This is a genomic window from Neobacillus niacini, from assembly GCF_036961885.1.
In the GTDB taxonomy this organism is placed as follows: domain Bacteria; phylum Bacillota; class Bacilli; order Bacillales; family Cytobacillaceae; genus Neobacillus; species Neobacillus niacini_H.
Window position 1 is genome coordinate 8,582 of record NZ_JBALNQ010000021.1, and the last position, 25,024, is coordinate 33,605.

The window sequence follows — 25,024 nt, forward strand, 5'->3', positions numbered from 1 at the left end:
GATTTTAACAACAATCGTTTCGAAAACAAACTATAGTAGAAAAATTAAAAAGCCTTTCTGCATGGGCAGAAAGGCATCATAAATAAAGACCTTTCTCCCATCTCCCAAAGCATACGCTTTGTGTGAATTGGCACCATTTCAATATAAATATATTGACGGTTGCCGGGCTTCATCGGGCACATCCCTCCACCTCTCTTGATAAGAGCTATAGCATTCTATATTCAATTAATACGTTCATGGATTAAAGCAACTATTTTAATATAAGAGTTATATTAGCATGGTTATATAGTGGTGTCAAACAAATATTCTACAAATTTCGAATAAACTTTTAATCTATCTTAGGCATTTGCTTTTAGTGAAGCGACACCTGTAGCTGCCTCAATGGCTGCTTCTAGATCTTCAATTAGGTCCTCAACATTTTCAATTCCAATGGAAAGTCGAATTAAGTCCTCTGATACCCCAGCTGCTTTTAGTCCTTCGGCATCAAGCTGCTGGTGTGTCGTACTTGCAGGGTGGATAATTAAACTTTTCGCATCGCCAACATTCGCTACATGGGCAAATAGGGTGATGGAGTCAATTAATTTCGCTCCTGCATCTCTTCCGCCTTTAATACCAAATACAATCATCGAACCAGCACCTTTTGGCAAATACTTAGCTGCTAATTCATGGTCAGGGTGTGATTGGTGTCCAGGATAGGATACCCATTCTACAGCAGGATGATTGACTAAATAATCTACTACTTGCTTCGTATTGGCAACATGTTCTTTCATCCTTACATGAAGTGTTTCAAGGCCCAACGTGAATTGAAAAGCATTTAGCGGGCTTAAAGCAGGTCCTAGATCACGTAATAGCTGTACACGTGCTTTAATGATATATGCTACAGCACCAAGCGCTTCCGCATAAACCAAGTCATGATAACTAGGGTCAGGAGTAGTAAAACCAGGGAATTTAGGTGAATTCCAATCGAACTTTCCTCCATCGACAATAATCCCGCCTGTTGATGTTCCATTTCCTAAAAGCCATTTTGTTGCTGAATGAACAACAATATCCGCACCATATTCGAACGGTCTGCATAGGTAAGGTGTAGCGAAAGTATTATCGATAATCAATGGAACCCCTGCTTCATGGGCAATATCTGCAACTTTTTCAATATCAAGAATTCTTAAAGATGGATTACCAATTGTCTCAGCAAATACAGCTTTTGTTTTATCACTGATTGCTGCACGGAAATTTTCAGGATCTTCAGGATCAACAAATTTCACCTTTATACCATATTTCGGAAGAGTAACAGCAAATAAGTTATATGTTCCACCATATAAATTAGAAGCAGATACGATTTCATCACCCGCTTCTGCAATGTTTAAAATCGCCAACGTAATCGCAGCCATACCACTTGCTACCGCTAATGCACCTACTCCACCTTCCAACAGTGAAACTCTTTCCTCAAAAACAGTTGTTGTCGGGTTATGTATTCGAGTGTATATGTAACCTGGTTCCTTCAAAGCAAATAGATTTGCAGCGTGCTCCGTATTTTTAAATTGATAGGCATTATTTTGATAAATCGGTACTGCACGTGCTCCTGTAACTGGATCTGGTGATAACCCGCCATGAACACTCAACGTTTCAAAACGATAGTTTTTTTGATTTTCTCCCATCCTAAACACTCCTTTAATTTTTATAAAAAAAAAGAAAAACCCTCTTCAAGAAGAGGGGTATTCTCTCCTTATCTGCCAGAGTGACGTACTCTGCTGGAATTAGCACCGTGTGTTGTTAACCGGTTGCTGGGCATCATAGGACCAGTCCCTCCGCCTCTCTGGATAAGAAAGTATGAAATTACTAAAATAATTATTTGAATATTTAAACAGATGATACACCAAATCATGGAATCTCGTCAATAGTTTTTAAGAAATAGAGTGTTTGTTTTATTATTTAAAGTAGTCGTTAATTTTTTCATAAAGAAAAGGAACAGATTGAAAAGCATAAACCCGTTCAACCACTTTCCCATCTTTTATAAATAGCAGGCAGGGAACACTTTCAATTTCCAGCTTTTCCGCCAGTTCTGGATAAAAATTCAAGTTCATTTTTCCTATTTTTACATCAACCAGTTTTTCAATGACTTGAAGCATTCGCGATGCGACCTGACAAGTACCACACATAGGAGTATAGAAATAAATAAGTCCAGATGAATGATTATTTATGAAGGATGATACCTCATCTCGGTTCCAATCGTTCATTCGTTATCCCATCTCTAAAAATTCAGAATGAACATCAATATTTGCACCTAAAAGGACTGTGGCCAGATGGTACACTGGTGCAGTGGCAACTTCACGGTACATCCTGTCAATATAAAGATGCTCCGCTTGTGGAAACTCCCTTTTCAATTGTTTACGCAGCTTTTCACCTGCATCATCGGCATCAACAAGGATATAGACTTCTTTATCCTCGAGAAAATCAATTAATTCATCTAATTTTGTCATGCTGATGGTACCATTTGTACAAACAATCTCCACTGGTTCCTTTAAGATACTTTTCACTTTTTTCTTATCTGATTTTCCTTCAACAATCAGGACTTTATCACCATACGAATCAGCCATCATTCATCACCTATACGAAAAAAAGTTATTTGTTTGTTGTTAACATATTCGAAACATTAATAACGTGTGAACATGTTTACTATACCATGATTATCACACAGATAATAGTTGTTTACAGGTAAATCCACTAGCACCATCCACCATCATCACAATCCGTATATTTTGCATCTGGCTGTTCAGTCACAGTCACATTTTGATAGATCTTCCGCTGTTCTACTTCAAATCGCTGGTCAAGCTGAAATGTCATATCCCCTGGCAGCTTAATCGTTCCAATGGATGTTTTGTCTAAAAATAATTCTATTTCACCATTTTTCATTTTTCCAACTACGCGGTCTGTCACATCAATTTTCTGCTGTTTCAATGTCATACCAAAAGCCCCTTTTCAGTAAAGTTTCTTCTAGTGTCCCCAAGTTTTAGAATTAAGAAGGTGCGAATTTTTGCCAAAGCTGTTTTCTTGTTTTATGAAAACAACAGACTTAGGCAAAAAAAACACCTTGAGAACAAGGTGTTTTTAAAAAATTAGTCTTCTTTAGTCATTTCTTCATATTGTTCTGCAGTCATTAGTTTGTCCAATTCACTGCTATTAGAAGGCTCAAGCACGATCATCCATGCTTTCTCATATGGAGATTCATTGACAAACTCAGGGCTGTCACTTAAATCTTCATTAATTGCAACTACTTTACCACTAATAGGTGCATATAATTCAGAAACCGTTTTAACTGACTCAACACTGCCAAATGGTTCATCAGCAGTCACTTCATCGCCAACTTCAGGAAGTTCAACAAAAACGATATCTCCTAGCTCAGATTGCGCAAAGTGAGTAATTCCTACTCGAACTGTTTCTCCTTCAACCTTTACCCACTCGTGTTCTTCAGAATAACGCAAATCCTTTGGTGTAGTCATTAATAAAATCCCTCCATTATTTTTCTAAAATCTATAATCGACATGCATCGATTTTACCTTAATTACTTTTTGAAAAGTATGAAATGCTTTATAACCACATTTTTTCATACTCTTCTTCTTTAAAGCCAACTGTTACTTTTTCTCCATCCGTTACCAATGGTCTTTTGATTAACATCCCGTCTGAGGCTAATAATTCTAATAGTTCATCTTCAGTAGCAGTAGACATCTTATCCTTCATACCCAGCTCACGGTACTTTTGACCGCTTGTATTAAAGAACTTCTTTAATTCTAGTCCGCTTTTTTCGAAGAACTGCTGCAGCTCATCACGAGATGGGGGATGTTCAACAATATGTATTTCTTTATAGGTTAATTGATGTGCATCCAGCCATTTCTTTGCATTTCGACACGTACCACACTTCGGATACCAGTAAAAAGTAAGAGACATCCTTTCCATCCTCCTCTTCCAAGACATCATGACGTTCACTTCATTTGAATAGTAACATAACAAGGAAAAAAGTAAAAATGGTTCACTTAAAAAATTTCGACTAAATTCGTGAAAATCCTTCTTAAATGAAAGAAAAACTTTAGGCTCCTATGAAAGGAGCCTAAAGTCAATTAATTAAACGATATAGCGTTCAGCTTCAATTAGAACATCCGCCGCTTCACGTTTTTTCGCAATTACATTGATTGGCGTGTGGCGTGTAAGTTTCCGTAGTGCGGAAACTAGCATACGGAGGGTATCTCCTTGTTCAGTAGCCAATAATGTTTCCTTAGCATGCTGTTCAATTTCATTGAATGCTTCTTGGCAAAAGATTTGTGTATAGAGTAGTTTTTGTTTATTTTTCTCAAGACCGGATTTGGCAATTGCCTTTTCAGTCCGTAAAACCGCAGATTCCATTGCATACGCATTTGAAACAATGTCAGCAATATTTGATAAGATTTCCTGTTCTTTATCCAGTGCCTTACCAAATTTTTGTGCAGCTAAACCAGCAGCTAACAAGCCAATTTTCTTTGCATTGCTTACCAAATGCTTTTCTTGGGCAAGCGGCTCATCGCCTGGCTCTTCAGGCATTAACATCATAATTTCTTCTTGAAGTGCCATTGCCTTTTGGAATAACGGAAGCTCGCCTTTAAAGGCCTTTTTAATATATGTTCCTGGTACAAGCAGACGGTTAATTTCATTTGTTCCTTCAAAAATACGATTAATACGAGAATCACGGTAGGCTCTTTCGATCGGATACTCCTGCATAAAGCCGTATCCGCCATGAATTTGGACACCCTCATCTACAACATAATTTAATACTTCAGAGGCGAAGAATTTATTAACGGAGCACTCAATCGCATATTCAGCAATAGAGCCAGCAACTAATTTTATATCTTTTTGCTCTTCAGTAGTGAGTTTACCTTGGTTTTCCTCAAACAATCCTACTGTTCGGTAGACAGAGCTTTCTGCCGCATAAATTTTCGATGCCATCGTACCGAACTTTTCTTTTGTTAAATTGAACTGGGAAATCGGTGTATTAAATTGTTTACGACCATTGGCATATTTCACTGCTAACTCAAATGCATTTTTAGATCCGCCAACAACACCTACTGCTAACTTATAACGTCCAATGTTCAAGATATTAAAGGCAATAACATGGCCCTTGCCGTATTCACCTAATAAATTTTCAACTGGAACAGGAACATCCTCTAGAATAAGGGTTCGTGTAGAAGAACTCTTAATCCCCATTTTCTTTTCTTCCGCACCGGTAGAAACGCCAGGGTAATCTCTTTCTACGATAAATGCCGTAAAGTGCTCCCCATCTATTTTTGTATAAACGACAAATACATCAGCGAAACCGGCATTGGTAATCCATTGCTTTTCACCGTTTAAAATATAATGAGTACCTTCTGCATTTAGTTTTGCTGTTGTTCTAGCACCAAGCGCATCAGAACCTGAACCTGGCTCTGTTAAGGCGTAGGCAGCAAGTTTTTCACCTGAAGCAAGCGCTGGCAAATACTTCTTTTTTTGCTCTTTATTTCCGAATAAAACGATTGGCAGCGAGCCAATACCAACATGTGCTCCATAGGATAACGAGAATCCGCCAGCCTTTGACATTTTTTCTGTCACAAGCGAAGAAGTTATCTTATCCAGTCCTAATCCTTCATACTCCTCAGGTACATCCGCTGCTAGAAGTCCTAGGTCTCCAGCTTGTTTTAGTAATTTTACTGTTCGATGGAACTCATGGTTTTCAAGATGTTCCAGCTGTGGTAGTACTTCTTTTTCTATGAAATCTTCTGCTGTTTTGGCAATCATTAATTGTTCTTCATTAAAATCCTCGGGTGTTAGAATTCGATCATATGATACATCTTCGATTAAAAAGCTTCCGCCTTTGATCATTTTTTCAGTTTGTTGTGTCATTACATTTCCCCCTACCTTTTTGTTGTAATGGCTGTGTTAACTTGGCTGTTGATTTGTGCTCCACGCACTTCGCTTTCCGCAGGCGGTCCGGGAAGCCTCCTCGGCGCTAAAGCGCCTGCGGGGTCTCCCCAGCCCCTTACTCCTGCAGGAGTCTTCGTGCCTTCCGCACAAATCAACGATGTTCCTAAACCAAACATTCTCTCCTTTAAAACAACCTTTATTTTAATCATTCATTTCACTAAATTTAACTATAGTAGTTCAAATACCCCAGCTGCTCCCATTCCACCACCGATACACATAGTTACGACACCAAATTGTTCGTTTCGACGCTTTAGTTCATGGATGAGGGTTAAGGTAAGCTTCGCACCAGTACAACCAAGCGGATGACCTAGTGCGATTGCGCCACCATTAACATTTACCTTTTCTTCATCCAGACCAAGCTCACGAATTACCTGAAGGGACTGTGACGCAAAGGCTTCATTCAATTCAAAAAGATTGATGTCAGATAATTGTAAACCTGCCAGCTTAATTGCCTTAGGTACTGCCACAACAGGTCCAACCCCCATAATTTCCGGCGGTACGCCTCCGACTGCAAAAGAACGGAATTTTGCTAATGGCTTTAAGCCAAGTGCCTCTGCTTTCTCACGGTCCATTATCATTAAGGCTGCTGCTCCATCACTTGTTTGTGAAGCATTACCTGCCGTTACCGAGCCGGTTACGGAGAAGGCAGGACGAAGTTTTGAAAGTGATTGTACATTGGTATCCGGACGAACTCCTTCATCCTGAGAAAATTGGATGGTTCGCTCCACAAGCTTATTGTCCTTGCCCACTGAACGGAAGGTAACATTAACGGGCACAATTTCATCGACAAATTTTCCATCTTTAATCGCTTTTGCTGCCTTCTGATGACTGCGTACCGCAAATGCATCCTGATCCTCACGAGAAATCCCATATTTCTTGGCTACTTCCTCCGCGGTATGCCCCATGCCCATATAGTACTCTGGTGCTGTTTCTGCTAATTTTACATTGGGACGAATGACATGCCCTGCCATTGGGATCAAACTCATGGATTCAGCTCCGCCAGCGATGGCTGTATCGGTGTGGCCTAGCATAATTCCTTGGGCTGCATAGGCAATTGCCTGCAATCCTGATGAACAAAATCGATTAATGGTGATCGCTGGCACAGTATGTGGCAGCCCTGCTAATGCACCAATATTACGTGCCATATTATTTCCTTGTTCTGCTTCTGGCATGGCACAACCAATAATTAAGTCATCAATCGTACCTTCATAATTTCCCGCACGCTTTAATGTTTCTTTTACAACCAATGCTCCCAAATCATCAGGGCGAACATGGGCAAGCGTACCTTTCTTCGCTTTACCTACCGGGGTCCGAGCGCCGGCAACGATTACCGCTTCTCTCATTTCATTCCCTCTCTTTCTCTTATGGTAATAATCTATTAGTTACGTAGTGGTTTACCTTTTACCAGCATGTGCTGCATGCGCTGTTGCGTTTTTTGTTCGCTTATTAAACTTAGGAACGCTTCTCTTTCTAAATCCAATAAATACTGTTCATCCACTTCGGTACCAAATGGCACTTTACCACCTGCAATCACATAAGCAACTTTTTTTGCAATTTTCATATCATGCTCTGAAATATAACCAGATAAGAGCATAGAATGGGCGCCTAATAACAGTGTCGCATAGCCTGTTTCCCCAACGACTGGCACTTTTCTTCGAGCTTTTTGGACGTATCCCTGTTCATGTAATGCTAGGACAGCCTGTTTAGCATCATATAACAGGTGATCTCCGTTAATACTGATTCCATCGGCTATGCTTAAGAAATTATTCTCACGAGCTTCGGCACCAGATGTAGAGACCTTTGCAGTGGCTATCGTTTCAAACACTTTATTGGCAACCGCTTGAAGATCAAATGGAACCCCATTTGGCAGGCCTTCTAAATGTTTAATATAAAGTTCTTTATTACCACCGCCACCAGGAAGTAAGCCTACACCCACTTCAACAAGGCCCATGTAAGTTTCTGCAGATGCTTGAATATGTGCTGCAGGTAAACAAACCTCTGCTCCACCACCAAGCGTCATGGCAAATGGTGCTGCTACCACTGGTTTTGCACTATATTTAATTTTCATCATCGCATTTTGGAACTGGCGGATTACCATTTCAAGTTCATAGATATTGTCATCTTGGGCTTCCATTAGCATCATCGCTAGATTTGCACCAACACAGAAGTTTTTACCTTGATTGCCTATCACTAATCCTTTGTAATTTTTCTCCACTTCATCTACAGCAAAGTTAATCATCTGAATAATATCCAGACCGATTGCATTATTCGGTGATTGGAATTCTAGTAAAGCCACTCCATCACCTAAATCAACTAAGCTTGCGCCGCTATTCTTTTTAATAACACCCTTTTGTTTCTTTAATCTTTTCAGATCAATCGCTTTAGGATTACTTTCAACTAAACGGTATTCGCCATTTTTATAAAAGAATGTTTCGCCATTTTCTTCTAAGTAAAATGATGTGTGCCCTTTAGCAAGCATCTCGGTTACCCATTCTGGAACTTCTAATCCATCGTTTTTCATCTTTTGGACTGACTTATCCACACCAATGGCATCCCACGTTTCAAAAGGACCCATTTCCCAGCCGAAGCCCCATTTCATTGCAGAGTCAATGTCAACGATTGTGTCAGCAATCTCTCCTAAAAGCTGTGCCGAGTAAACAAGTACCGGACTAAAGATGTTCCATAATAATTCTCCCGCACGGTCATTTGCATATACAAGCGCTTTCAATTTATTGGCAGTACCTTTTTCCTGCTTGCTCATTTCAGTTGCCGCGGTTTTCAGCTTTTTCCGCGGAATATATTCTAATGTTTTCGTGTCAAGTTCAAGTATTTCTTTCCCTTTTTTCAGGAAGAAGCCTTGCCCAGACTTGCTGCCCAGCCAGCCTTTTTCGAGCATTGTTCTCATAAATGCTGGAACTTCAAAGACTTCCTTTTCTTTCCCCGATACTTGCTCATACACATTGCCTGCTACATGTGCGAAGGTGTCTAAGCCAACTACATCCAAGGTACGGAACGTTGCACTTGAAGGACGACCAATTAATGGTCCAGTAACTGAATCAACTTCTCCTACACTATAGCCGCCCTTTAACATTTCTTGTACGGTAACTAAAAGTCCATAAGTGCCAATCCTGTTGGCAATAAAGTTCGGGGTATCCTTAGCAAGAACGACACCTTTTCCTAGTACATCCTCACCAAAAGTTTTCATGAATGAAATGACTTCTTGGCTAGTATATTGAGTAGGAATCACTTCCAGTAATTTAAGATATCTTGGCGGGTTAAAGAAGTGGGTGCCAAGGAAATGCTTTTTAAAATCCTCTGACCTTCCTTCTGCCATCGCTTCAACAGAGATTCCTGAAGTGTTTGAGCTGATAATGCTGCCTGGTTTTCGATACTGTTCTACCTTTTCAAAAACCTGTTTCTTTACATTTAGATTTTCAACAACCACTTCAATGACCCAATCGACATCCTTTAATTTAATGAGGTCATCTTCTAAGTTGCCTGCCTCAATCAGTGCCAGGTTCTGTTTTACCGCTAAAGGTGCAGGTTTTTGTTTTAATAATTTTTGGATGGATTGGCTGCTTATACGATTACGGACCTGTTTATCTTCTAACGTCAGCCCTTTTGCTTTTTCATCTTCGGTTAACTCGCGAGGTACAATATCCAATAATAATGTTGGAATGCCGATGTTTGCTAGGTGAGCAGCAATCCCTGATCCCATAACTCCTGATCCTAAAACGGCCGCTTTTTTAATAAGTTGGTTCAACATTGTCTCCCCCTTCATAGGCTTTGAATGAATACTCATTCATTTTTTTGTCAAAAAAAATTCACAAATGAATAGTCCTGCTATTTATTACTATAGAATATTTCAAAAATTTGCGCAATAATTAAAAGCGGAAAATTGATAATTTTTTTAAAAGTGGAATTTCCTATCATATTAAAATAAATAAATGAAATTGGACATCCTATAAGTGAGGTGATTAATCATGGGTAAAATGAAGAAAGACCCATCTAAAAGAGGCGTGAGCGCCGCAAGCGTACAAGGTAATGCCGGTCCTGGCGGAGAACAATCAGAGAAAGACAAAGTAAACAGTCAAAATAATCAATACAAAAGATAAAAGCGTAAGCCCCGTGAACAGGGGCTGGAACTAGATAAAGAGTGTGACTCAAAAGGGCGTTGAATAACGGCGGCCCTTTTGAGTCATTTTTTTATCTTTAGCGGTTAGGGGCTCAAGTTAAGTGCACGAGCTGAAAATAGACGGAGAATTCCGCCTATTGATCCGAAAAATTCGAAAATGGGAGATTTTGCTTGGCATAACCGGAAAACCTCCGCTTATATCCCCAAAAATGAGCTCCATTCTGTATCTAACCGGAAATTTCCGCTTATTTTACTTTTGCTGGTTACTCGATTAAGGACAAGATATCTTATTTAAAAGATGCCCCAATAAGTTATACTTTTGGGGCACCATCTTTAATTTTTCCGAATTGCTGAGCAAATACTTTCTCCATCAAAACACCTTCCATCCTGTGTAGTAGGGGTACACGGGCATGTTTTACAGCGTTTTGAACCGAGCTGATAGGTAAAACAGCATGTTTTTCTTATTCTGACCTCGTCTTCAAATTTTTTCTCCGAAAAGTACTTTTGAATAGGATTATTGTGGTATCTGCCAAACAGGTTGCCTTCTGCCCCTTCAATTAAGAAACGAAAATCATCTTGGACATTTGGATTTTCATGGTCCCTTAACTCCGTCTCATAAAGCCAAAAAAGGTAAACAGCAATATTTTCCCACAAGACGAGTTTTGAAACTTTAAACGTTTTTTCAAAATGCTCAATGATAGGATAGATATTGTCAGCAAAAAGTTCGCGGTAAATATTTTTCCGCCATTCTTTCCGGTCGTTACCATTCCATTCCTCGATGGTTGGATCCTTTAATGAAATCATCGGGAGCCAGTCTTTTCCTCGTTCTGCTTCTTCCATTTCGATATTGTTGAGTGAAAGATTCAGTTTCTTATTTCCAGAACTCATCGCAAACAGGGAGATGACAGCAATAAAAGCATATCTTTTAATAAAGATTGAAGCGGCTGCCTGTTCCGTTGGAGCACCAATTGAATAAGCTAAATTTTTCATAAAGTCTACTACATAGGCATGATCCAATAAATTTGCAACGGTAAATGTTTTTCCTGGTGTCGACTGAAGCCGATATTTCTGTAATGCACTTAAATCATTTTCTAACAGAATATTATCCATTTGACACAGCTGCCTTTTGGAGAATACGTCTTCCTTTTCCATATGGGATACATAACGGTGTCCCGAATAAAGGGTCAATTGTAACTTCACAATCCATGCCAAATACATTTTTAACAAGACTGCAATTGATCACATACTCAGGCTTACCTTGGGCATAAACCTTCTTGTCCTTAAGGGCTACAATATTATGGGCATAGCGACAGGCGAGATTAAGGTCATGGAGAACCATCACAACGGTTCTATTTTTCTTTTCATTCAGTTCGAAAAGGAGATCAAGTATTTCAATTTGGTGCGCCATATCTAAATAGGTTGTCGGCTCATCTAAAAGGATAATATCACTATCCTGCGCTAAGGTCATGGCAATCCATGCGCGTTGTCTTTGACCACCTGATAGCGAATCAACCGATCGCTCCTTCAAATCCTCTAATCGTGTAGCCTTCAAAGCATCATTTACTTTTCTTTCGTCTTCTTCTGACCATTGTTTTAACCATGATTGATGTGGATAGCGCCCTTGTTTTACAAGTTGAAGGACGGTTAACCCTTCTGGTGCGGCTGGTGATTGTGGCAGAATTGCCATTTTCTTCGCAACTTCCTTCGTTGAAAGCTTCGCAATTGCCTCTCCCTCTAAAATAACGACACCTGACTTTGGTTTCAGAAGACGGGCTATTGAACGGAGAAGAGTTGACTTTCCACATCCATTCGCTCCAATAAAAACGGTAATTTCACCTTGAGGAATTTTCAAGTCTAACTCATCAATGATTGAGGCCTCCCCATATGATAGTGTCAACTTCTTCGTTTCAATTGCACTCTTCATGTTCCCAGCTCCTTTAAGCATTTCTTGTTTTAAAAAGTAGATATATAAAATACGGTGCGCCGATTCCCGCAGTAAAAACGCCAGCAGGTATTTCCAGTGGTGAAAACATCGTTCTTCCAATTAAATCTGCAAGCATGACAAGGATTCCACCAATTAATGCAGAAGTTGGAAGTAATGCACCAAAAGATGACCCCACCAGTCTTCTTGCCATATGTGGCGCCATTAATCCAACAAATCCGATGCCGCCTGCAAAGGCAACAGAGCCACCAATTAAAGCAGTGCTAATCATTAATAAAAAGAATCTTTGTCTTTGAATCTTGCCGCCTAAACCTGTTGCAACCTCGTCACCAAGTTCTTGAATATTAATGGTTCTTGCCGCAGCAAAGGCAATAATTAGGAATACCACCGCCCATGGAAGCAAAGTTGCTACATTTTTCCAATTAGATCCATAAACAGTACCTGTAATCCAAATGTTAGCCTGACTGGCCTGATAGATGGGACCCATAATCATCATTAAGGTTGTTAAGGCTTGCATCAACGTTGATAGTCCAATCCCAATTAAAACTAGTCTGATAGGTGAAACCCCATTTTTCCAAGCCAAAAAATAAACTAAGAAAGCAACAACTCCAGCACCTAAAAAGGCGGCTAAGGGCAGCCAAGAAATACTAACCGTTAATGCATTACTTTCATCCGAGAACCATGCAAGAAAAGCTACTACCGCCACGCTTGCTCCTCCGGTAATACCTAATACGTCTGGTGATGCAAGAGGATTTCTAATCATTCCCTGTAAAATTCCACCAGCAACCGCTAATGAGATTCCAACTAGCAGTGCAATAATAATTCTTGGCAAACGAAAGGAAGTTATGATTAGGGTTTCCATTTCAGGTCCGCTGCCCACAAATACTTTTAAAACAGTAAGAGGGTTTATTTTCATTTCTCCTACGGCCGTACTGATCACAAAAACAATAAAAGCTACTGTCATAAGTAAAATAATGGTCAAGCCTGCTTTTCGATCAAGGAGCATGGATACTTTACCGTTAAACAGGCGAAAATTTTTATATTTGCTCATCGTGCATTGAACCCCTTTCTTGCTATGTAAATGAAGAATGGAGTTCCGATGATGGCTGTCATAACCCCGACCGGCACCTCGGAAGGCATAAGAACATATCGAGCAGAGATGTCTGCCGCGACTAGTAATATTGCCCCTAATATGCCAGACAATGGAATGACCCAGCGATGGTCAATTCCAATAATCGCTCGAGTAATATGAGGAATTACGATACCAACAAATCCAATGGGGCCGGCAACAGATACGGCCCCACCTGCGAGCAGAATGACAATTACACCAACAGAAATTTTTACAAGTCCTGTTTTTAAACCCAGTCCCTTCGCTACATCTTCTCCCATTGAAAGGATATTCATTTTTCCCGCTATCACAATCGATGCTATCCATCCGATTCCCAAGTAAGGTAATACAGAAAAAAGTGTTTCTAATTTTCGACCTGAAACAGATCCAGCCAGCCAAAACAACACTTGCTCAAGTGCCGCTTCATCGACAACTAATAAACCTTGCGTAAATGACGAAAACATGGCCGCGATTGCGGCACCAGCTAATGTCAGTTTCATCGGTGTTAAACCTTCTCGACCGACAGAACCAATTGCATAGACACTGATCGCCGCAATTGCCGCTCCTAAAAAGGCGAGTCCACTAAATGCCTGCAAACTTGAAACAGAAAAAAGCGTAACAGCCGCTACAACCACAAAACCTGCACCAGCATTTATACCGAAGATGCCAGGGGATGCCAACGGATTTTTGGTTAATGTTTGCATTAACGTCCCTGCTATCGCTAGGCTTGCACCAACCGCAGCCGCAATGAGTGCTCTTGGAAGTCTAACACTTTGAATAATAATATGTTCATTTGAGCCATTATAATTAGTAAAAGCATCAATGGCCGTCCGTACCGATGTTTCTGTGTAACCAAAAATGACGCTGGCACACATGAAGAGCATCAATAAGAGTACGGAGGTTAGTAAACCACTCCATCGTAATGCACGATTTTTTAAAAGCATCTTGGGTAAACCTTTCTCTCAATATATTTATATTAGAAATGTATTTTACTACTTTTAGTGTATATTCTATTGATAATGATTGTCAATGAGGTTGATAACCATTTTCAATTAAATGTGGATGTGCTTTTAAAATTGATAATGATTTTCAATTAAAGCGTTGACATCACCTATAATCCATTTTATTATTAAGTTGTCATTGAAAATGATTATCATTAACAATTAGGATCAGGAGGGTACATACTCTATGAAAAAATTATTTTTATTCTTTTCGATTGCTGCACTTTTATTATTAGCTGCATGCGGTGCCGCTGAGGAGAAAACAACAGAAAAGCCAGAAACAGAAAAACCGAAGGAAGAAACGAGTTACACGATAGAACATGCCATGGGATCAACAACGCTTAAAGGCACCCCTGAAAGAGTAGTCATTTTAACGAATGAAGGAACTGAAGCACTTTTAGCAATGGGTGTTACTCCTATTGGAGCCGTTAAATCCTTTACTGGTGACCCTTGGTATGACCATATTGCCGATCAATTAAAAGACACTCAAGTAGTGGGTGTTGAAAGCGAAGTCAATGTTGAAGCGATTGTAGCTTTAAAACCGGACTTAATCATTGGTAATAAAATGCGCCAGGAAAAAATTTACGACCAATTAAACGCAATAGCACCGACTGTTTTTGCCGAGACACTTCGTGGCGACTGGAAGACAAACTTTACGTTATATTCACAAGCCCTTAATAAGGAAGAAGAAGGAAAGAAAATTCTAGCAGATTACGATGCTAGAATTGCGGAGTTAAAAGAGAAGTTTGGCGACAAGTTGAACTTGAAGGTTTCAATGGTTCGGTTTATGGCTGGAGAGGTTCGGATTTATCATAAAGATACATTCTCTGGCGTTATCTTAAATGACCTTGGTTTTGCCCGTCCGGAAAGCCAGAATGTCGATGATTTTGCTGAAAGAAACGTAACGAAGGAAAGGATCCCCGCCATGGAAGGTGATATCCTCTTCTATTTCACTTACGAAACAGGTGATGGAAAAGGATCTGAACTAGAAAAGGAATGGATTGCTGATCCGCTTTTCAAAAATCTTGAGGTAGCTAAAAAAGGCAATATACACAAGGTTGACGATGTCATCTGGAATACTGCCGGCGGTGTATTAGCTGCTAACTTAATGTTAGATGATATGGAAGATATTTTTTCAAAACAATAATCTTTTAAGAAGAGCGCGAGGATCTCTATCCCCGCGCTCTCTCTATGCTGATGTCGAAAACATATATTTTTTATAATGATATCGAATCGAGAAAATCAAACCAATCCCGAGCATATTCCCCATTATTGAACTTCCTCCATAGCTGATAAACGGCAAGGGAATACCCGTAATGGGCAACACACCTATTGTCATCCCGATATTTTGAAAAACGTGAAAGGTAATCATACTAATGATTCCGACACAAATATACGTATAAAAATTGTTCTTCGTTTCCATACCAACCTTGGTTATATGATAAATCAACAAGAAAAATAAACTAACGAGCACGCTTGCACCAATAAATCCAAACTCTTCACCGACCACGCTAAAAATAAAATCGGTATGACTTTCAGGCAGATATACTTCTCTATTCCCATATCCTTTACCGCCGGTTTGTCCGGATCCTATCGCTAAAAGTGATCGTGTCAACTGATACCCGGTTGAGCTTTGAAAATTGTAGGGGTCAAGCCATGAGTAAATACGGCTAAATTGATACTGCTTCACACCTAAATATTTTTCAAGAATCTCCGGTTTTAAGAGCACAAAATAAAAAATAACCGAAATTAGTGCTGTTCCAACTGAAAAGATGGGTACCAACAATTTCCATGAGATACCGGAAATAAAGATCATCCCTAATAGAATGGCCAAAAAGACCATTGAAGTCCCCAAGTCCTGCTTGATAATCAAGGCTAATGGAACCATCGTTATAACCACCAGCTTTACTAACAGCCAAAAATCAGTGGAAATAGTTTTGATTGTGTTCTTTTGATGGTGATCGTCGATGACTCTTGCTAACGCTACAATGATAAAGATTTTGACAAACTCTGATGGTTGGAGGGAACCAAGTCCAGGAACATTAAACCAGTTTTTTGCACCGTTTTTTACTGGAGCAATGCTTTCAGGCGCAATAATTAAAAATACGAGCAGAAGTATGCCTGCCCCATAGGCATACCACGTTAATTTTTTCAGCTGGTCAGAGTCAAGCCGAATCACGACGGCTATAATTCCACAACCAATGGCATAATTGATAATTTGTTTTAATAAAAAGTTTCCGACATATTGACCACTTGCCTGCGCACTATAAATCGATACACAACTGGCAAGAAATAATAAAAGTAAGATAAAAACAAGACTATAATCAAGTTTTGAAGTTGTATTTTTAGATGATGTCATTCTTCACACTCCTTATGTAAAGCTCTTTTCTTAAACTATATTGCTTTTTGTAACAAGAATTAATGATTGTGCTGGTTTTCGCGAAAAAACAGCATAAATTTAATAAGAAAAGAGCTTACAAACTAAATTCAAAGGCACAAAATATCTAATTCCGCGTTAAAATCGGCTTTAAGATTTTAACAACCATCGTTACGAAGACAGCCTAATGCAAAGCCTCAAAAGGAACTTGTACATTATTTCATTATATTTTTAATAAGAACAAAGTACAACTTCTAAAGTGAGAATGGATGAATTTACATGTGTAAAAAAATGAAGCTCCTATTATTAGGCGCTTCCACTCGTGAAATATTTACTTTTTATATCATCTGCCATCCATTCTAAATTATTGGGTACTTGGGGAATCCCATATCCAATATATAGTGGAGTTGTAACGAAACGAGGAACGATTTTTACATAAATTCTTCTATTATAATGATGAAAGAAGAGATTGTAGCTATTCGCTTTGAAAGGAAAGTTATTTAAAATATAATGCACCGTTTTTTGAAGATTAACCCCAAAGGTTTCATTATAGCTGAGATCATCCATATCAATATTAAACTCATAAAAGCCTACTTTAGGTTTTGTTGATAACGTAAAATGGACACCATCTTTTTCCTCTATTGTAATGCCCTCAAATACTTCCTCACCAATATTTTCTTTATAGTTAATATCATTTAAGCCAATAATCTGCATATGTGGATGTGCAATGGTCCCTCCTGACAATGGACCATGGTTTTTGTAAAAAATCACGGATTCATATGTTCCCGTTCTATCCATTTCAAGCCAATGCCTGATTCCAAACTGCAGTAGTTTATGTAGATGCGGAAGCTCATAGGTAGATAAATCAGCATGGCAGTCGTCTGTTTCGATCAACACAGTCTGATAGGCATTTTCCAAAACAGGATATTTATTTTTTAACAGAATGATCGGTCCATCCACTTCAATGAGGTTTGTCAGCTCTTCTCGCGCACAAAAGGGGCATGCTTGCTGTTTATTTCTTATACTTTCCGGTTTCTGAACTCCGATGGTTGTGTTGAAATGTAGATGGCTATTTCTCACGCTTGCACTCCTCTCTAAATGTACTTACTTCTATTTTATGGGAGGTTCCACTTATTTTGCACTATTTTTGCCTTCTAAAAAAATTGAATTATTTTTATTGGCTAATTGTTGTTTTTCGTGCATATTTATACTAGTACAGGCTTAGGATGCAGAAAGAGAGGTTATCTATGTTAAGTAAATTGGAAGCACTCATCTTAGGGATTATTCAGGGGTTAACCGAGTTTTTACCAATTAGCAGTACAGGACATTTGTATTTAGGCAGGAACTTATTTGGGCTACAAGAGGCTGGTTTATTACTCGATACGATGCTTCATGTTGGTACCTTGCTGGCGGTTTTTGTTTTTTATAAGGACGAATTTGTTAAAATCATTAAAAATCCATTCAGCAAGCTTACTTTCCTATTGATTGTCGGTACGATACCGGCTGTAGTGGTAGGGCTTCTTTTTAAGGACTATTTTGAGGAGATCTCAAAGACAGGTGTTACAATTGGATGGGAATTTCTAATTACCGGGGTATTTCTTTGGATTGCCGATTCTGCAAAAAATGGCTATAAAAAAATGAATGATATTAGCTATACGGATGCCTTAATTATTGGTTCATTTCAAGCCGCTGCAATTTTTCCAGCGATTTCACGCTCGGGGTTCACGATTGTGGCTGCTTTATGGAGAAAGTTGGACCGGGAAACAGCTGCCTATTTCTCCTTTCTCTTATCAACACCAGCAATTGCCGGTGCCGTCGTGCTCCAATCCTTAGATTTAGTTAGCGGTGCAGGTGAACAAATCTCCCTATCCGCCCTGCTTGTAGGCATCGCCTCGTCCGCATTATTCGGATATTTTGCGGTGAAGTGGATGATCGGGTATTTAAAGAAACGGTCATTAAAGCCGTTTGCTATTTATGTCTGGGTGCTGGGTTTTGCGGTGTTATTCTTTCAATTTACGGGGAAATTTTAGAATGATTATTTTATAGTGACCGGGTCGGCTGAATTTTTGGGGTTTCGGTCACTATGAACCTCTTATAGTTACCGTAACTCCTGTTCATTTTGATTTTCGGTCACTATAGACCTCTTATAGTTACCGTAACTCCTGTCCACTTTGATTTTCGGTCACTATGAACCTCTTATAGTTACCGTAACTCCTGTTCATTTTGATTTTCGGTCACTATAAACCTCTTATAGTTACCCAAACTTCGGTCCACTTCCAGTTTCGGTCACTATAAACAGTCTATTAAAATAAAAATGCGGCTCGATTTTCGAGTCGCATTTTTTTATGTGTATTAAAATTAAACGGTAACGGTTTCTTTCGCCATTTCCTTCGCAGCTTCAATGGCTTGTTCTTTTGCTTTAGCCATAATTTCAGGAACTTGTTTTGGAAAGTGATCCATACCTTCAGCGAACACAGTTGGCATTACTTCCATTCCTAAGAAGTTAAGTACTTTTGTTAAGAAACGGTCACCAAATTCAAAGTCAACCATCGGACCTGTTGAGTAAATGCCGCCTCGCGTTTGAATATGAAGTGCTTTGCGATTCGTAAGTAGCCCTTTTGCACCTTCATGTGTATTCGTGAATGTCTTATTTACAATAAATAAATTATCAAGGAATGCTTTTAAAATAGCTGGTGAGCCAAAGTTCCAAATTGGCGTGACAAACACATAATAATCAGCTGCAATAAAGCGATCTGCAAGTGCATGCATAGCAGTAATTTGTTTTTGTTCCCCCTCTGAAAGCTCATCAAACGTCTTACCCATAAAGGATAATTTAGCACGAGCATATAGCAAATCCATATCAATTTGAGGGATATCCATATCATATAAATGCATATGTTCAATTTCTACTTCCGGCTTCTGTTTTTTAAACTCTTCTAAAAAGGCCTCACCTAACTGCATGCCTTTCGACAGTTTTATATCATTTTTGGGGTTAACGGTAATATACAGAAGTTTTGACATCTAATCCCATCCCTCTTTTTAAATTATTTTCATCTATCCATATAGTACTAGAAATTCCCTTGTTCACTGATGAACAATCAGTGAATTTTTCGAAGAAAGTGTGAACTTTTTCAATGATCATGAACAAAAAGTGACATTTACAATGTTAAACTCAATAAAACTAAACAAAACTTAACAAAAATCACATAATCCATAGTATATTTATATTATATTTACACTGTGAATAGAGTGGAGGAATAACGGATGGAAGGAAAAGTATATACTCCTGATGAAGTAGCACAACTGTTCCAAATCTCCAAACATACCGTCTACGAACTGATCAAGCGGGGAGAATTACAGGCATTTAAAGTGGGCAATAAAATGAGAATTGAACACGAAGAGATTGAAAGATATAAAGAAAGCTCTATAGCACCTGCAAAGAAAATCCAAGTAGAACAGCCTGCGACACCTACATCTCTACCAGTACGACTATCCGGAAGTCACGACTTTCTTGTTGAACATTTTGTAAAACAAACATCTAGAGATTTGCATTTGCAAATCCAGCCAACCTACATAGGCAGCCTTGAAGGACTAATGATGCTTTACCGTGGTCAATCGGATATTGCGGCAATGCACCTTTTAGATCCCGCTTCACAAGAATATAATTTACCTTTTATCCATCAACTCTTCGTTTATGAATCTATTTTAGTATTACGATTCGCTTCAAGAGAACAAGGTTTTATCGTAGCCAAAGGCAATCCTAAAAAAATTACCGGATTTAACGACCTAACAAGAAAAGACATTCACTTTGTTAACCGCCAAAAAGGTGCAGGGACAAGATTTCTGTTTGATTCTATGCTTGCAAGTTATGAAATCAATCCTGCTGAAATAACTGGCTACACGAATGAAGAATGGAATCATCTCTCTACTGCTTCCTATATTAGCAGGGGAATGGCGGATGTAGCGTTTGGAATTCAATCTGCTGCAAGTCATTTAGGACTTGATTTCATTCCCATTGCAAAGGAACAATTTGACTTGGTGTTCCGGTTCACAGAAGAAAATAAAGAAAAATTAAACGAATTAATTCGTTACCTGCAGTCTGACAGTTTTAAAAACAGTTTAACCGATTTAGAAGGCTATGATGTTCAAGAATTAGGAACAGTAATCTACAAAACTGAATAGCATCAGGTACAAGTGAAAGGGTGGCAAACAAGGATGGAACTTATTATTGGTGGACTGAAAAAAGCAATTGAAATGATTCTATCTGGAGATAGAATGATTTTTGAAATAACTTGGCTGACGCTAAGGGTCTGTTTTATGGCCATCCTCATCAGTTCCATTATCGGTTTGCCGCTTGGAATGTTTCTTGGTCTGACAAAATTTAAAGGCAGGAAACTTATTCTTATTTTCATTAATATTGGCATGGGCTTACCCCCTGTTGTGGCGGGGTTATGGATTACTATGTTACTATGGCGTTCTGGTCCCTTGGGTCATTTACAATTGCTCTATTCTCCAACAGCAATCGTCATGGCACAAGTACTAGTTTCCTTACCCATCGTCACAGGCTTAACGTGTTCTGCATTTCAACAAATCAATGAAAAAATGCTGTTACAAATAAAAGCACTAGGTGCTACAAAAATTCAAACCATTAGAATCCTTCTTAAACAAACGAAAATTGCTATCGTCGCGGCCATTATGGCTGGCTTAGGCCGTGTTATCGCTGAAGTTGGCGCTGCACAGATGGTCGGTGGAAACATCCAAGGAGATACGCGTATTTTAACCACTTCTATTGTTATGGAAGTATCAAAAGGTAACTTTGATGTTGCCCTTGCGATTTCCTTTATTCTATTAACGGTTGCGTTACTTATCACAGGAGCCTTAACACTGTTACAGCAAAGGAAGGGATTATCTTGATTCCATTAATTGAGCTTAAAAACATTTCCTATAAAGCGAATAATAAAGGAATATTAACCATCCCTCACTTCGAGATTCATGCGGGTGAATTCCTTGGAATTATGGGACCTAATGGTGCTGGAAAAAGTACCTTGCTTAAGGTAATGTCCTTGCTTGACAGTATAAGCAGTGGTGAGATTCTCTACCGCGGGCAAGTGATTCCAAATGGAACTCCTTCACTAGAACTGCGGAGGAAATTTTCGGTTGCCTTGCAGCAATCATTACTTTTAGAAGGATCAGTATTTCATAATATTGCAATTGGATTAAAGTTAAGAAAGGTCCCTAAAGCAATCATCAAAGAAAAGGTCAATGAAAGGATGGAGCAGTTTCAAATCAGCCACTTGGCGAAGAAAAATGCCCATTTCCTTTCAGGCGGCGAAGCACAGCGCGTTAACCTTGCACGGGCGATGATTGTTGAGCCTGAAATACTTTTTTTGGATGAACCCTTTTCAGCATTAGATTTTCCAACAAAAATTAAATTAATGGATGACTTTAAAGGAATCATTGAAGGATCGGGAACGACGACCGCTTTTGTCAGTCATGACTTAATGGAAATCAATTATCTAACGAGTAATCTTGCCATTATTGTAAATGGAGAAGTCAAACAGTATGGACCAACAAAAAGGGTCCTCGAATACCCCAATTCAGCTACTGCTCCCTTCCTAAATGAATGGAAAAAATTCTATCCCTTACAAACCAGCAGCGCAAAGCCGCTATCCCTGATGAGATAGCGGCCTTTTTTAGGGGTCATTTGTTTGTTTTTTTAACAAAGTTTAAGAAATGAGCTACAAACTAAATTCATAAGCTCAAAATAACTATTTCAGCGTTAAAATCGGCTTTAAGATTTTAACAGCAATCTTTACAAAAATAACCTTTTTAATCATCTTCCTCTGGAAACCATAAGATAATGCTGGTACCTTTATTGATTCTGCTTTTTACTTTAATAAATCCTTGATGTGCTTCCATTAATGCTTTCACAATGGAAAGTCCAATACCCGCTCCTCCTGTTTTACGGTCACGTGATTTATCGCCTCGGTAAAAACGCTCAAAAATATGGGGAATATCATCCTCAGCCATACCAGAGCCTTCATCCTCCACCTTAAATCCGACATACCCTTCCTTTTCAGTTAAAACGGAGATGGTTACATTCTTTCCTTCTGGTGTATATTTTAGAGCATTGTTCAAAACGTTGGAGAGAATTTGCATTAAGCGGTCTTTATCTGCTTGGAATAGGAGTTCCCTATCAGGCTCTTCAATATGAAGGTGGACACCTTTTTGCTTAAACAATGGTACAAACATTTCCCATAATGCCCCAAGAACATTCCCTGCCTCTACCTCTACTTTTTCCAATCTAATTTGTGGATTTTCGGCTGCGAGTAACTTCTCTAGTTCATTAACTAACCTAACCAACCTCATCAGCTCTTCATGACTTGATTGTAACCGCGCCTGTGTTGGCTCCCAGATTCCGTCCTGGTATGCCTCAATTTGACTTCTTAATGTCGCCAGGGGCGTCCGCAGTTCATGGGCTAAATCGCCAGTAAATTGTTTTCTTAACATTTCACCCTTTGCCAATGATTCTGCTAAATTATTAAAGGATATTGCTAGCTGCTTTACCTCTGTTGGTAACCCTTTTAATGGTATCCTAATGGATAGATTATGCTGCTGGAGTTCGTTCGCAGCAAAGGAAACCTTATTCAAACCTGAGGTTATTTTTTTCGAAAATAGCATGCTAAACAGGATCGATAAAAGGATGGTTAAACAAACTGCTGCATAAATGTATAACTGTATCGTTTGTAAAAAATTATACTCATCATCGATTAAGCCTATTGGGTATATGGCAACAAGCTTACCAATCACTTTATTGTCCACTCTCAACGTATAGGAAGCAGAATACCATTCTTCATCATTGGGTTCGGGTTCAGTCAATCCCAGGCTGTTCAAATACCCCACAATATTAGAGGTCCCCATTTGCAATTGACCACGATTATCATACAAATCGAAATAAAGCTGGTCGGTCATCGCATGCTCATGGAGGAAACCAAAAACCGGGTCCCTGGTAAAATGCCCATTTTTCTGATAACCCTTTTCAATCTCTGTAATAATTCTATCAATCTTCTTATCTCGGTTGCGATCTAGATACTTCGTAAAGCTTTCTTCAAACCCCCACTGCATAAAAAAACTGACAAAGAGGATCCCGATCATCGAGCTGAGCAATAAATAAAAGAGAATCCTAGACCGCAGTGTTTGAAACATCTAGTACCCCTCCAAATTTATACCCCATCCCAAACACTGTCAGGATAAACGTTGGCTGTCTAGAATCTAATTCGATTTTCTTACGAAGATTTTTGATATGTGTATCGACGCTGCGCTCGTAACCTTCGTAATACATGCCTTCATCCTGAATTTTTTCTAGTAAATCCATCCGGCTGTATACTCTCCCCGGATTTAATGCCATATTCGTAAGCAGCTTATATTCTATGGGTGTCAAAATAACATCCTGCCCTTTAACGATTACTTCCTTCTTACTAAGGTCAATCGCCAGCTGTTTGTTATTAAATTCAATTCGTTCTATTTTCTCTGTTTTCTTTACTCTTCTGAGGATGGCTTGAACGCGCACAACGACCTCACGTGGACTAAATGGTTTCGTTAAATAATCATCTGCACCCATAACAATCCCATTAATGCGATCATCTTCTGCAGACTTAGCGGTAAGCATCAGAATCGGTACATCTGATTCCTTTCTAACTAAACGGCATACTTCTTCTCCAGAAATATCCGGAAGCATTAAATCTAATATAATCAAATCTGGATTTATCGTTTTAGCTTTTTTTAAGGCTTCGATTCCATTATCAGCACAATGAATTTCATATCCTTCTCTTTCTAGGTAGGCTTCGAGGACTTCCATGATTCTTTTCTCATCATCAACTAGTAGTATTTTCATCGTTAACACTCCCCTTACCTATAATATATCATGTTGGGGATTCGCTTTTTTCATCTTCACAAATTCATCACAACTTCTTCATAACATCTACAATATTTCTCGATAAGATGAACCTGTAGCAATGAGAGAGGCATTAAGCTCTCTTAGGTTATTTGAAATTAACCACTTGCTCTCCCAAATTTAATCTCTCTTTTTTTACATACGGGTGTCCCAACGTGGGAGCCCTATTTTTTTTATAAAAAAGCTGTTTTTCAAACTTTGTGGTTTTGGAATATAGGTATAAAAACAGGTTAAGGTACTAGTCTGATTCCCTCTGCACTGATTTTTCGGGCTTAACGGTAACCAGAAGGCTCATCTGATTCCCTCTCCACTGATTTTTTGGGCTTAACGGTAAACAGAAAGCTCATTTGATTCCCTCTACACTGGTTTTTCGGGCTTAACGGTAACCAGAAGGTTCATCTGATTCCCTTTACACTGGTTTCTCGGGCTTAACGGTAACCAGAAACCTCATCTGATTCCCTCTACACTGATTTTTTGGGTTTAACAGTAACCAGAAGGCTCATCTGATACCTATAAAAAGAACCC

The 25,024-nt window shown here is 39.0% G+C and carries 25 protein-coding genes and 2 riboswitches; of the genes, 6 read left to right on the plus strand and 19 right to left on the minus strand.

The features are described 5' to 3' along the window. Nucleotides 1-94: 94 nt before the first annotated feature. A riboswitch (SAM riboswitch) is annotated at nucleotides 95-205 on the minus strand. 133 nt (nucleotides 206-338) lie between these two features. From V7124_RS09550 to V7124_RS09595, 10 genes are all read right to left on the minus strand, one after another. Next, nucleotides 339-1,655: an O-acetylhomoserine aminocarboxypropyltransferase/cysteine synthase family protein gene (locus V7124_RS09550; RefSeq protein WP_335488456.1), complete on the minus strand. Its 1,317-nt coding sequence runs from the start codon at nucleotides 1,653-1,655 to the stop codon at nucleotides 339-341. 65 nt (nucleotides 1,656-1,720) lie between these two features. Beyond that, nucleotides 1,721-1,824: riboswitch (SAM riboswitch) on the minus strand. Nucleotides 1,825-1,925: 101 nt separating this feature from the next. Further along, on the minus strand, nucleotides 1,926-2,234 hold the full coding sequence (locus V7124_RS09555; RefSeq protein WP_335420167.1) for a thioredoxin family protein: 309 nt from the start codon (nucleotides 2,232-2,234) through the stop codon (nucleotides 1,926-1,928). Nucleotides 2,235-2,237: 3 nt separating this feature from the next. Beyond that, on the minus strand, nucleotides 2,238-2,594 hold the full coding sequence (locus V7124_RS09560; protein WP_335420171.1) for a toprim domain-containing protein: 357 nt from the start codon (nucleotides 2,592-2,594) through the stop codon (nucleotides 2,238-2,240). A gap of 127 nt (nucleotides 2,595-2,721) precedes the next feature. Then, entirely contained in the window at nucleotides 2,722-2,961 is a 240-nt protein-coding gene (locus V7124_RS09565; protein ID WP_335420173.1) for a YusG family protein, read from the minus strand. A 152-nt stretch (nucleotides 2,962-3,113) separates the two neighbouring features. Then, entirely contained in the window at nucleotides 3,114-3,497 is a 384-nt protein-coding gene (gene gcvH / locus V7124_RS09570; RefSeq protein ID WP_335420176.1) for a glycine cleavage system protein GcvH, read from the minus strand. A gap of 88 nt (nucleotides 3,498-3,585) precedes the next feature. Continuing rightward, nucleotides 3,586-3,942, minus strand: a complete 357-nt coding sequence (locus tag V7124_RS09575; protein ID WP_335488459.1) for an arsenate reductase family protein — start codon at nucleotides 3,940-3,942, stop codon at nucleotides 3,586-3,588. Nucleotides 3,943-4,116: 174 nt separating this feature from the next. Next, the gene (locus V7124_RS09580) at nucleotides 4,117-5,901 is read right to left on the minus strand and encodes an acyl-CoA dehydrogenase family protein (RefSeq protein WP_335488463.1); all 1,785 of its coding nucleotides are present in this window, start codon (nucleotides 5,899-5,901) and stop codon (nucleotides 4,117-4,119) included. A gap of 11 nt (nucleotides 5,902-5,912) precedes the next feature. After that, the gene (locus tag V7124_RS09585) at nucleotides 5,913-6,131 is read right to left on the minus strand and encodes a hypothetical protein (RefSeq protein WP_335420185.1); all 219 of its coding nucleotides are present in this window, start codon (nucleotides 6,129-6,131) and stop codon (nucleotides 5,913-5,915) included. 18 nt (nucleotides 6,132-6,149) lie between these two features. Then, a complete protein-coding gene (locus V7124_RS09590) occupies nucleotides 6,150-7,325 on the minus strand; it encodes an acetyl-CoA C-acetyltransferase (RefSeq protein ID WP_335488466.1) in 1,176 nt (391 codons plus the stop codon). A 35-nt stretch (nucleotides 7,326-7,360) separates the two neighbouring features. After that, nucleotides 7,361-9,748: a 3-hydroxyacyl-CoA dehydrogenase/enoyl-CoA hydratase family protein gene (locus V7124_RS09595; protein WP_335488469.1), complete on the minus strand. Its 2,388-nt coding sequence runs from the start codon at nucleotides 9,746-9,748 to the stop codon at nucleotides 7,361-7,363. A 217-nt stretch (nucleotides 9,749-9,965) separates the two neighbouring features. Here V7124_RS09595 and V7124_RS09600 point away from each other — a divergent pair, with 217 nt between their 5' ends. Then, entirely contained in the window at nucleotides 9,966-10,097 is a 132-nt protein-coding gene (locus V7124_RS09600; RefSeq protein ID WP_335488472.1) for a YuzL family protein, read from the plus strand. Between the two features lie 353 nt (nucleotides 10,098-10,450). Here the strand turns inward: V7124_RS09600 and V7124_RS09605 are convergent, their stop codons facing one another. From V7124_RS09605 to V7124_RS09620, 4 genes are read right to left on the minus strand one after another with little or no spacing between them, the layout of a single operon-like run. After that, nucleotides 10,451-11,227, minus strand: coding sequence for an IucA/IucC family C-terminal-domain containing protein (locus V7124_RS09605; protein WP_335488475.1), 777 nt, complete (start codon nucleotides 11,225-11,227; stop codon nucleotides 10,451-10,453). Beyond that, nucleotides 11,220-12,041, minus strand: a complete 822-nt coding sequence (locus V7124_RS09610; protein ID WP_335420199.1) for an ABC transporter ATP-binding protein — start codon at nucleotides 12,039-12,041, stop codon at nucleotides 11,220-11,222. Before V7124_RS09610 ends, V7124_RS09605 begins: the two co-directional genes overlap by 8 nt. A gap of 13 nt (nucleotides 12,042-12,054) precedes the next feature. Then, complete coding sequence (locus tag V7124_RS09615; RefSeq protein ID WP_335420202.1) at nucleotides 12,055-13,110, minus strand: FecCD family ABC transporter permease; 1,056 nt, start codon at nucleotides 13,108-13,110, stop codon at nucleotides 12,055-12,057. Further along, nucleotides 13,107-14,111, minus strand: coding sequence for a FecCD family ABC transporter permease (locus V7124_RS09620; protein WP_335420205.1), 1,005 nt, complete (start codon nucleotides 14,109-14,111; stop codon nucleotides 13,107-13,109). The genes V7124_RS09615 and V7124_RS09620 overlap by 4 nt, the downstream gene beginning before the upstream one ends. Before the next feature lie 244 nt (nucleotides 14,112-14,355). On the opposite strand from V7124_RS09620, the gene V7124_RS09625 reads away from it, so the two are divergent. Beyond that, complete coding sequence (locus V7124_RS09625; protein ID WP_335420208.1) at nucleotides 14,356-15,315, plus strand: ABC transporter substrate-binding protein; 960 nt, start codon at nucleotides 14,356-14,358, stop codon at nucleotides 15,313-15,315. Nucleotides 15,316-15,357: 42 nt separating this feature from the next. Here V7124_RS09625 and V7124_RS09630 read toward each other — a convergent pair whose 3' ends face one another. Next, the gene (locus tag V7124_RS09630) at nucleotides 15,358-16,527 is read right to left on the minus strand and encodes an FtsW/RodA/SpoVE family cell cycle protein (RefSeq protein ID WP_335420210.1); all 1,170 of its coding nucleotides are present in this window, start codon (nucleotides 16,525-16,527) and stop codon (nucleotides 15,358-15,360) included. A gap of 324 nt (nucleotides 16,528-16,851) precedes the next feature. Beyond that, nucleotides 16,852-17,625, minus strand: coding sequence for a DUF4931 domain-containing protein (locus V7124_RS09635; protein ID WP_335488478.1), 774 nt, complete (start codon nucleotides 17,623-17,625; stop codon nucleotides 16,852-16,854). A 167-nt stretch (nucleotides 17,626-17,792) separates the two neighbouring features. Between V7124_RS09635 and V7124_RS09640 the strand changes: the two genes are divergently transcribed. After that, entirely contained in the window at nucleotides 17,793-18,575 is a 783-nt protein-coding gene (locus V7124_RS09640; protein ID WP_335420217.1) for an undecaprenyl-diphosphate phosphatase, read from the plus strand. 328 nt (nucleotides 18,576-18,903) lie between these two features. Here the strand turns inward: V7124_RS09640 and V7124_RS09645 are convergent, their stop codons facing one another. Next, on the minus strand, nucleotides 18,904-19,566 hold the full coding sequence (locus V7124_RS09645) for an FMN-dependent NADH-azoreductase (protein WP_335488481.1): 663 nt from the start codon (nucleotides 19,564-19,566) through the stop codon (nucleotides 18,904-18,906). A gap of 243 nt (nucleotides 19,567-19,809) precedes the next feature. Here V7124_RS09645 and V7124_RS09650 point away from each other — a divergent pair, with 243 nt between their 5' ends. Genes V7124_RS09650 through V7124_RS09660 form a run of 3 tightly spaced genes read left to right on the plus strand, consistent with a single transcriptional unit; the run spans nucleotide 19,810 to nucleotide 22,229 of the window. Next, on the plus strand, nucleotides 19,810-20,727 hold the full coding sequence (locus tag V7124_RS09650) for a helix-turn-helix transcriptional regulator (protein ID WP_335488484.1): 918 nt from the start codon (nucleotides 19,810-19,812) through the stop codon (nucleotides 20,725-20,727). 33 nt (nucleotides 20,728-20,760) lie between these two features. Next, entirely contained in the window at nucleotides 20,761-21,459 is a 699-nt protein-coding gene (locus tag V7124_RS09655) for an ABC transporter permease (protein WP_335488488.1), read from the plus strand. After that, nucleotides 21,456-22,229 carry an ABC transporter ATP-binding protein gene (locus V7124_RS09660; protein ID WP_335488491.1) on the plus strand — a complete coding sequence of 258 codons (774 nt, stop codon included), beginning with the start codon at nucleotides 21,456-21,458 and terminating at the stop codon, nucleotides 22,227-22,229. Before V7124_RS09655 ends, V7124_RS09660 begins: the two co-directional genes overlap by 4 nt. Before the next feature lie 145 nt (nucleotides 22,230-22,374). On the opposite strand, the gene V7124_RS09665 is transcribed toward V7124_RS09660, so the two are convergent. Both V7124_RS09665 and V7124_RS09670 read right to left on the minus strand, forming a co-directional pair. Further along, nucleotides 22,375-23,751, minus strand: a complete 1,377-nt coding sequence (locus V7124_RS09665) for a HAMP domain-containing sensor histidine kinase (protein WP_335488494.1) — start codon at nucleotides 23,749-23,751, stop codon at nucleotides 22,375-22,377. Further along, on the minus strand, nucleotides 23,729-24,439 hold the full coding sequence (locus tag V7124_RS09670) for a response regulator transcription factor (protein WP_335408394.1): 711 nt from the start codon (nucleotides 24,437-24,439) through the stop codon (nucleotides 23,729-23,731). The genes V7124_RS09665 and V7124_RS09670 overlap by 23 nt, the downstream gene beginning before the upstream one ends. Between the last annotated feature and the right edge of the window lie 585 nt (nucleotides 24,440-25,024).

Coding starts and splice junctions, on each gene's coding strand:
- V7124_RS09550 (WP_335488456.1), bottom strand. CDS start 1,655: ATGGGAGAAAATCAAAAAAACTATCGTTTTGAAACGTTGAGTGTTCAT.
- V7124_RS09555 (WP_335420167.1), bottom strand. CDS start 2,234: ATGAACGATTGGAACCGAGATGAGGTATCATCCTTCATAAATAATCAT.
- V7124_RS09560 (WP_335420171.1), bottom strand. CDS start 2,594: ATGGCTGATTCGTATGGTGATAAAGTCCTGATTGTTGAAGGAAAATCA.
- V7124_RS09565 (WP_335420173.1), bottom strand. CDS start 2,961: ATGACATTGAAACAGCAGAAAATTGATGTGACAGACCGCGTAGTTGGA.
- gcvH (WP_335420176.1), bottom strand. CDS start 3,497: ATGACTACACCAAAGGATTTGCGTTATTCTGAAGAACACGAGTGGGTA.
- V7124_RS09575 (WP_335488459.1), bottom strand. CDS start 3,942: ATGTCTCTTACTTTTTACTGGTATCCGAAGTGTGGTACGTGTCGAAAT.
- V7124_RS09580 (WP_335488463.1), bottom strand. CDS start 5,901: ATGACACAACAAACTGAAAAAATGATCAAAGGCGGAAGCTTTTTAATC.
- V7124_RS09585 (WP_335420185.1), bottom strand. CDS start 6,131: ATGATTAAAATAAAGGTTGTTTTAAAGGAGAGAATGTTTGGTTTAGGA.
- V7124_RS09590 (WP_335488466.1), bottom strand. CDS start 7,325: ATGAGAGAAGCGGTAATCGTTGCCGGCGCTCGGACCCCGGTAGGTAAA.
- V7124_RS09595 (WP_335488469.1), bottom strand. CDS start 9,748: ATGTTGAACCAACTTATTAAAAAAGCGGCCGTTTTAGGATCAGGAGTT.
- V7124_RS09600 (WP_335488472.1), top strand. CDS start 9,966: ATGGGTAAAATGAAGAAAGACCCATCTAAAAGAGGCGTGAGCGCCGCA.
- V7124_RS09605 (WP_335488475.1), bottom strand. CDS start 11,227: ATGGATAATATTCTGTTAGAAAATGATTTAAGTGCATTACAGAAATAT.
- V7124_RS09610 (WP_335420199.1), bottom strand. CDS start 12,041: ATGAAGAGTGCAATTGAAACGAAGAAGTTGACACTATCATATGGGGAG.
- V7124_RS09615 (WP_335420202.1), bottom strand. CDS start 13,110: ATGAGCAAATATAAAAATTTTCGCCTGTTTAACGGTAAAGTATCCATG.
- V7124_RS09620 (WP_335420205.1), bottom strand. CDS start 14,111: ATGCTTTTAAAAAATCGTGCATTACGATGGAGTGGTTTACTAACCTCC.
- V7124_RS09625 (WP_335420208.1), top strand. CDS start 14,356: ATGAAAAAATTATTTTTATTCTTTTCGATTGCTGCACTTTTATTATTA.
- V7124_RS09630 (WP_335420210.1), bottom strand. CDS start 16,527: ATGACATCATCTAAAAATACAACTTCAAAACTTGATTATAGTCTTGTT.
- V7124_RS09640 (WP_335420217.1), top strand. CDS start 17,793: ATGTTAAGTAAATTGGAAGCACTCATCTTAGGGATTATTCAGGGGTTA.
- V7124_RS09645 (WP_335488481.1), bottom strand. CDS start 19,566: ATGTCAAAACTTCTGTATATTACCGTTAACCCCAAAAATGATATAAAA.
- V7124_RS09650 (WP_335488484.1), top strand. CDS start 19,810: ATGGAAGGAAAAGTATATACTCCTGATGAAGTAGCACAACTGTTCCAA.
- V7124_RS09655 (WP_335488488.1), top strand. CDS start 20,761: ATGGAACTTATTATTGGTGGACTGAAAAAAGCAATTGAAATGATTCTA.
- V7124_RS09665 (WP_335488494.1), bottom strand. CDS start 23,751: ATGTTTCAAACACTGCGGTCTAGGATTCTCTTTTATTTATTGCTCAGC.
- V7124_RS09670 (WP_335408394.1), bottom strand. CDS start 24,439: ATGAAAATACTACTAGTTGATGATGAGAAAAGAATCATGGAAGTCCTC.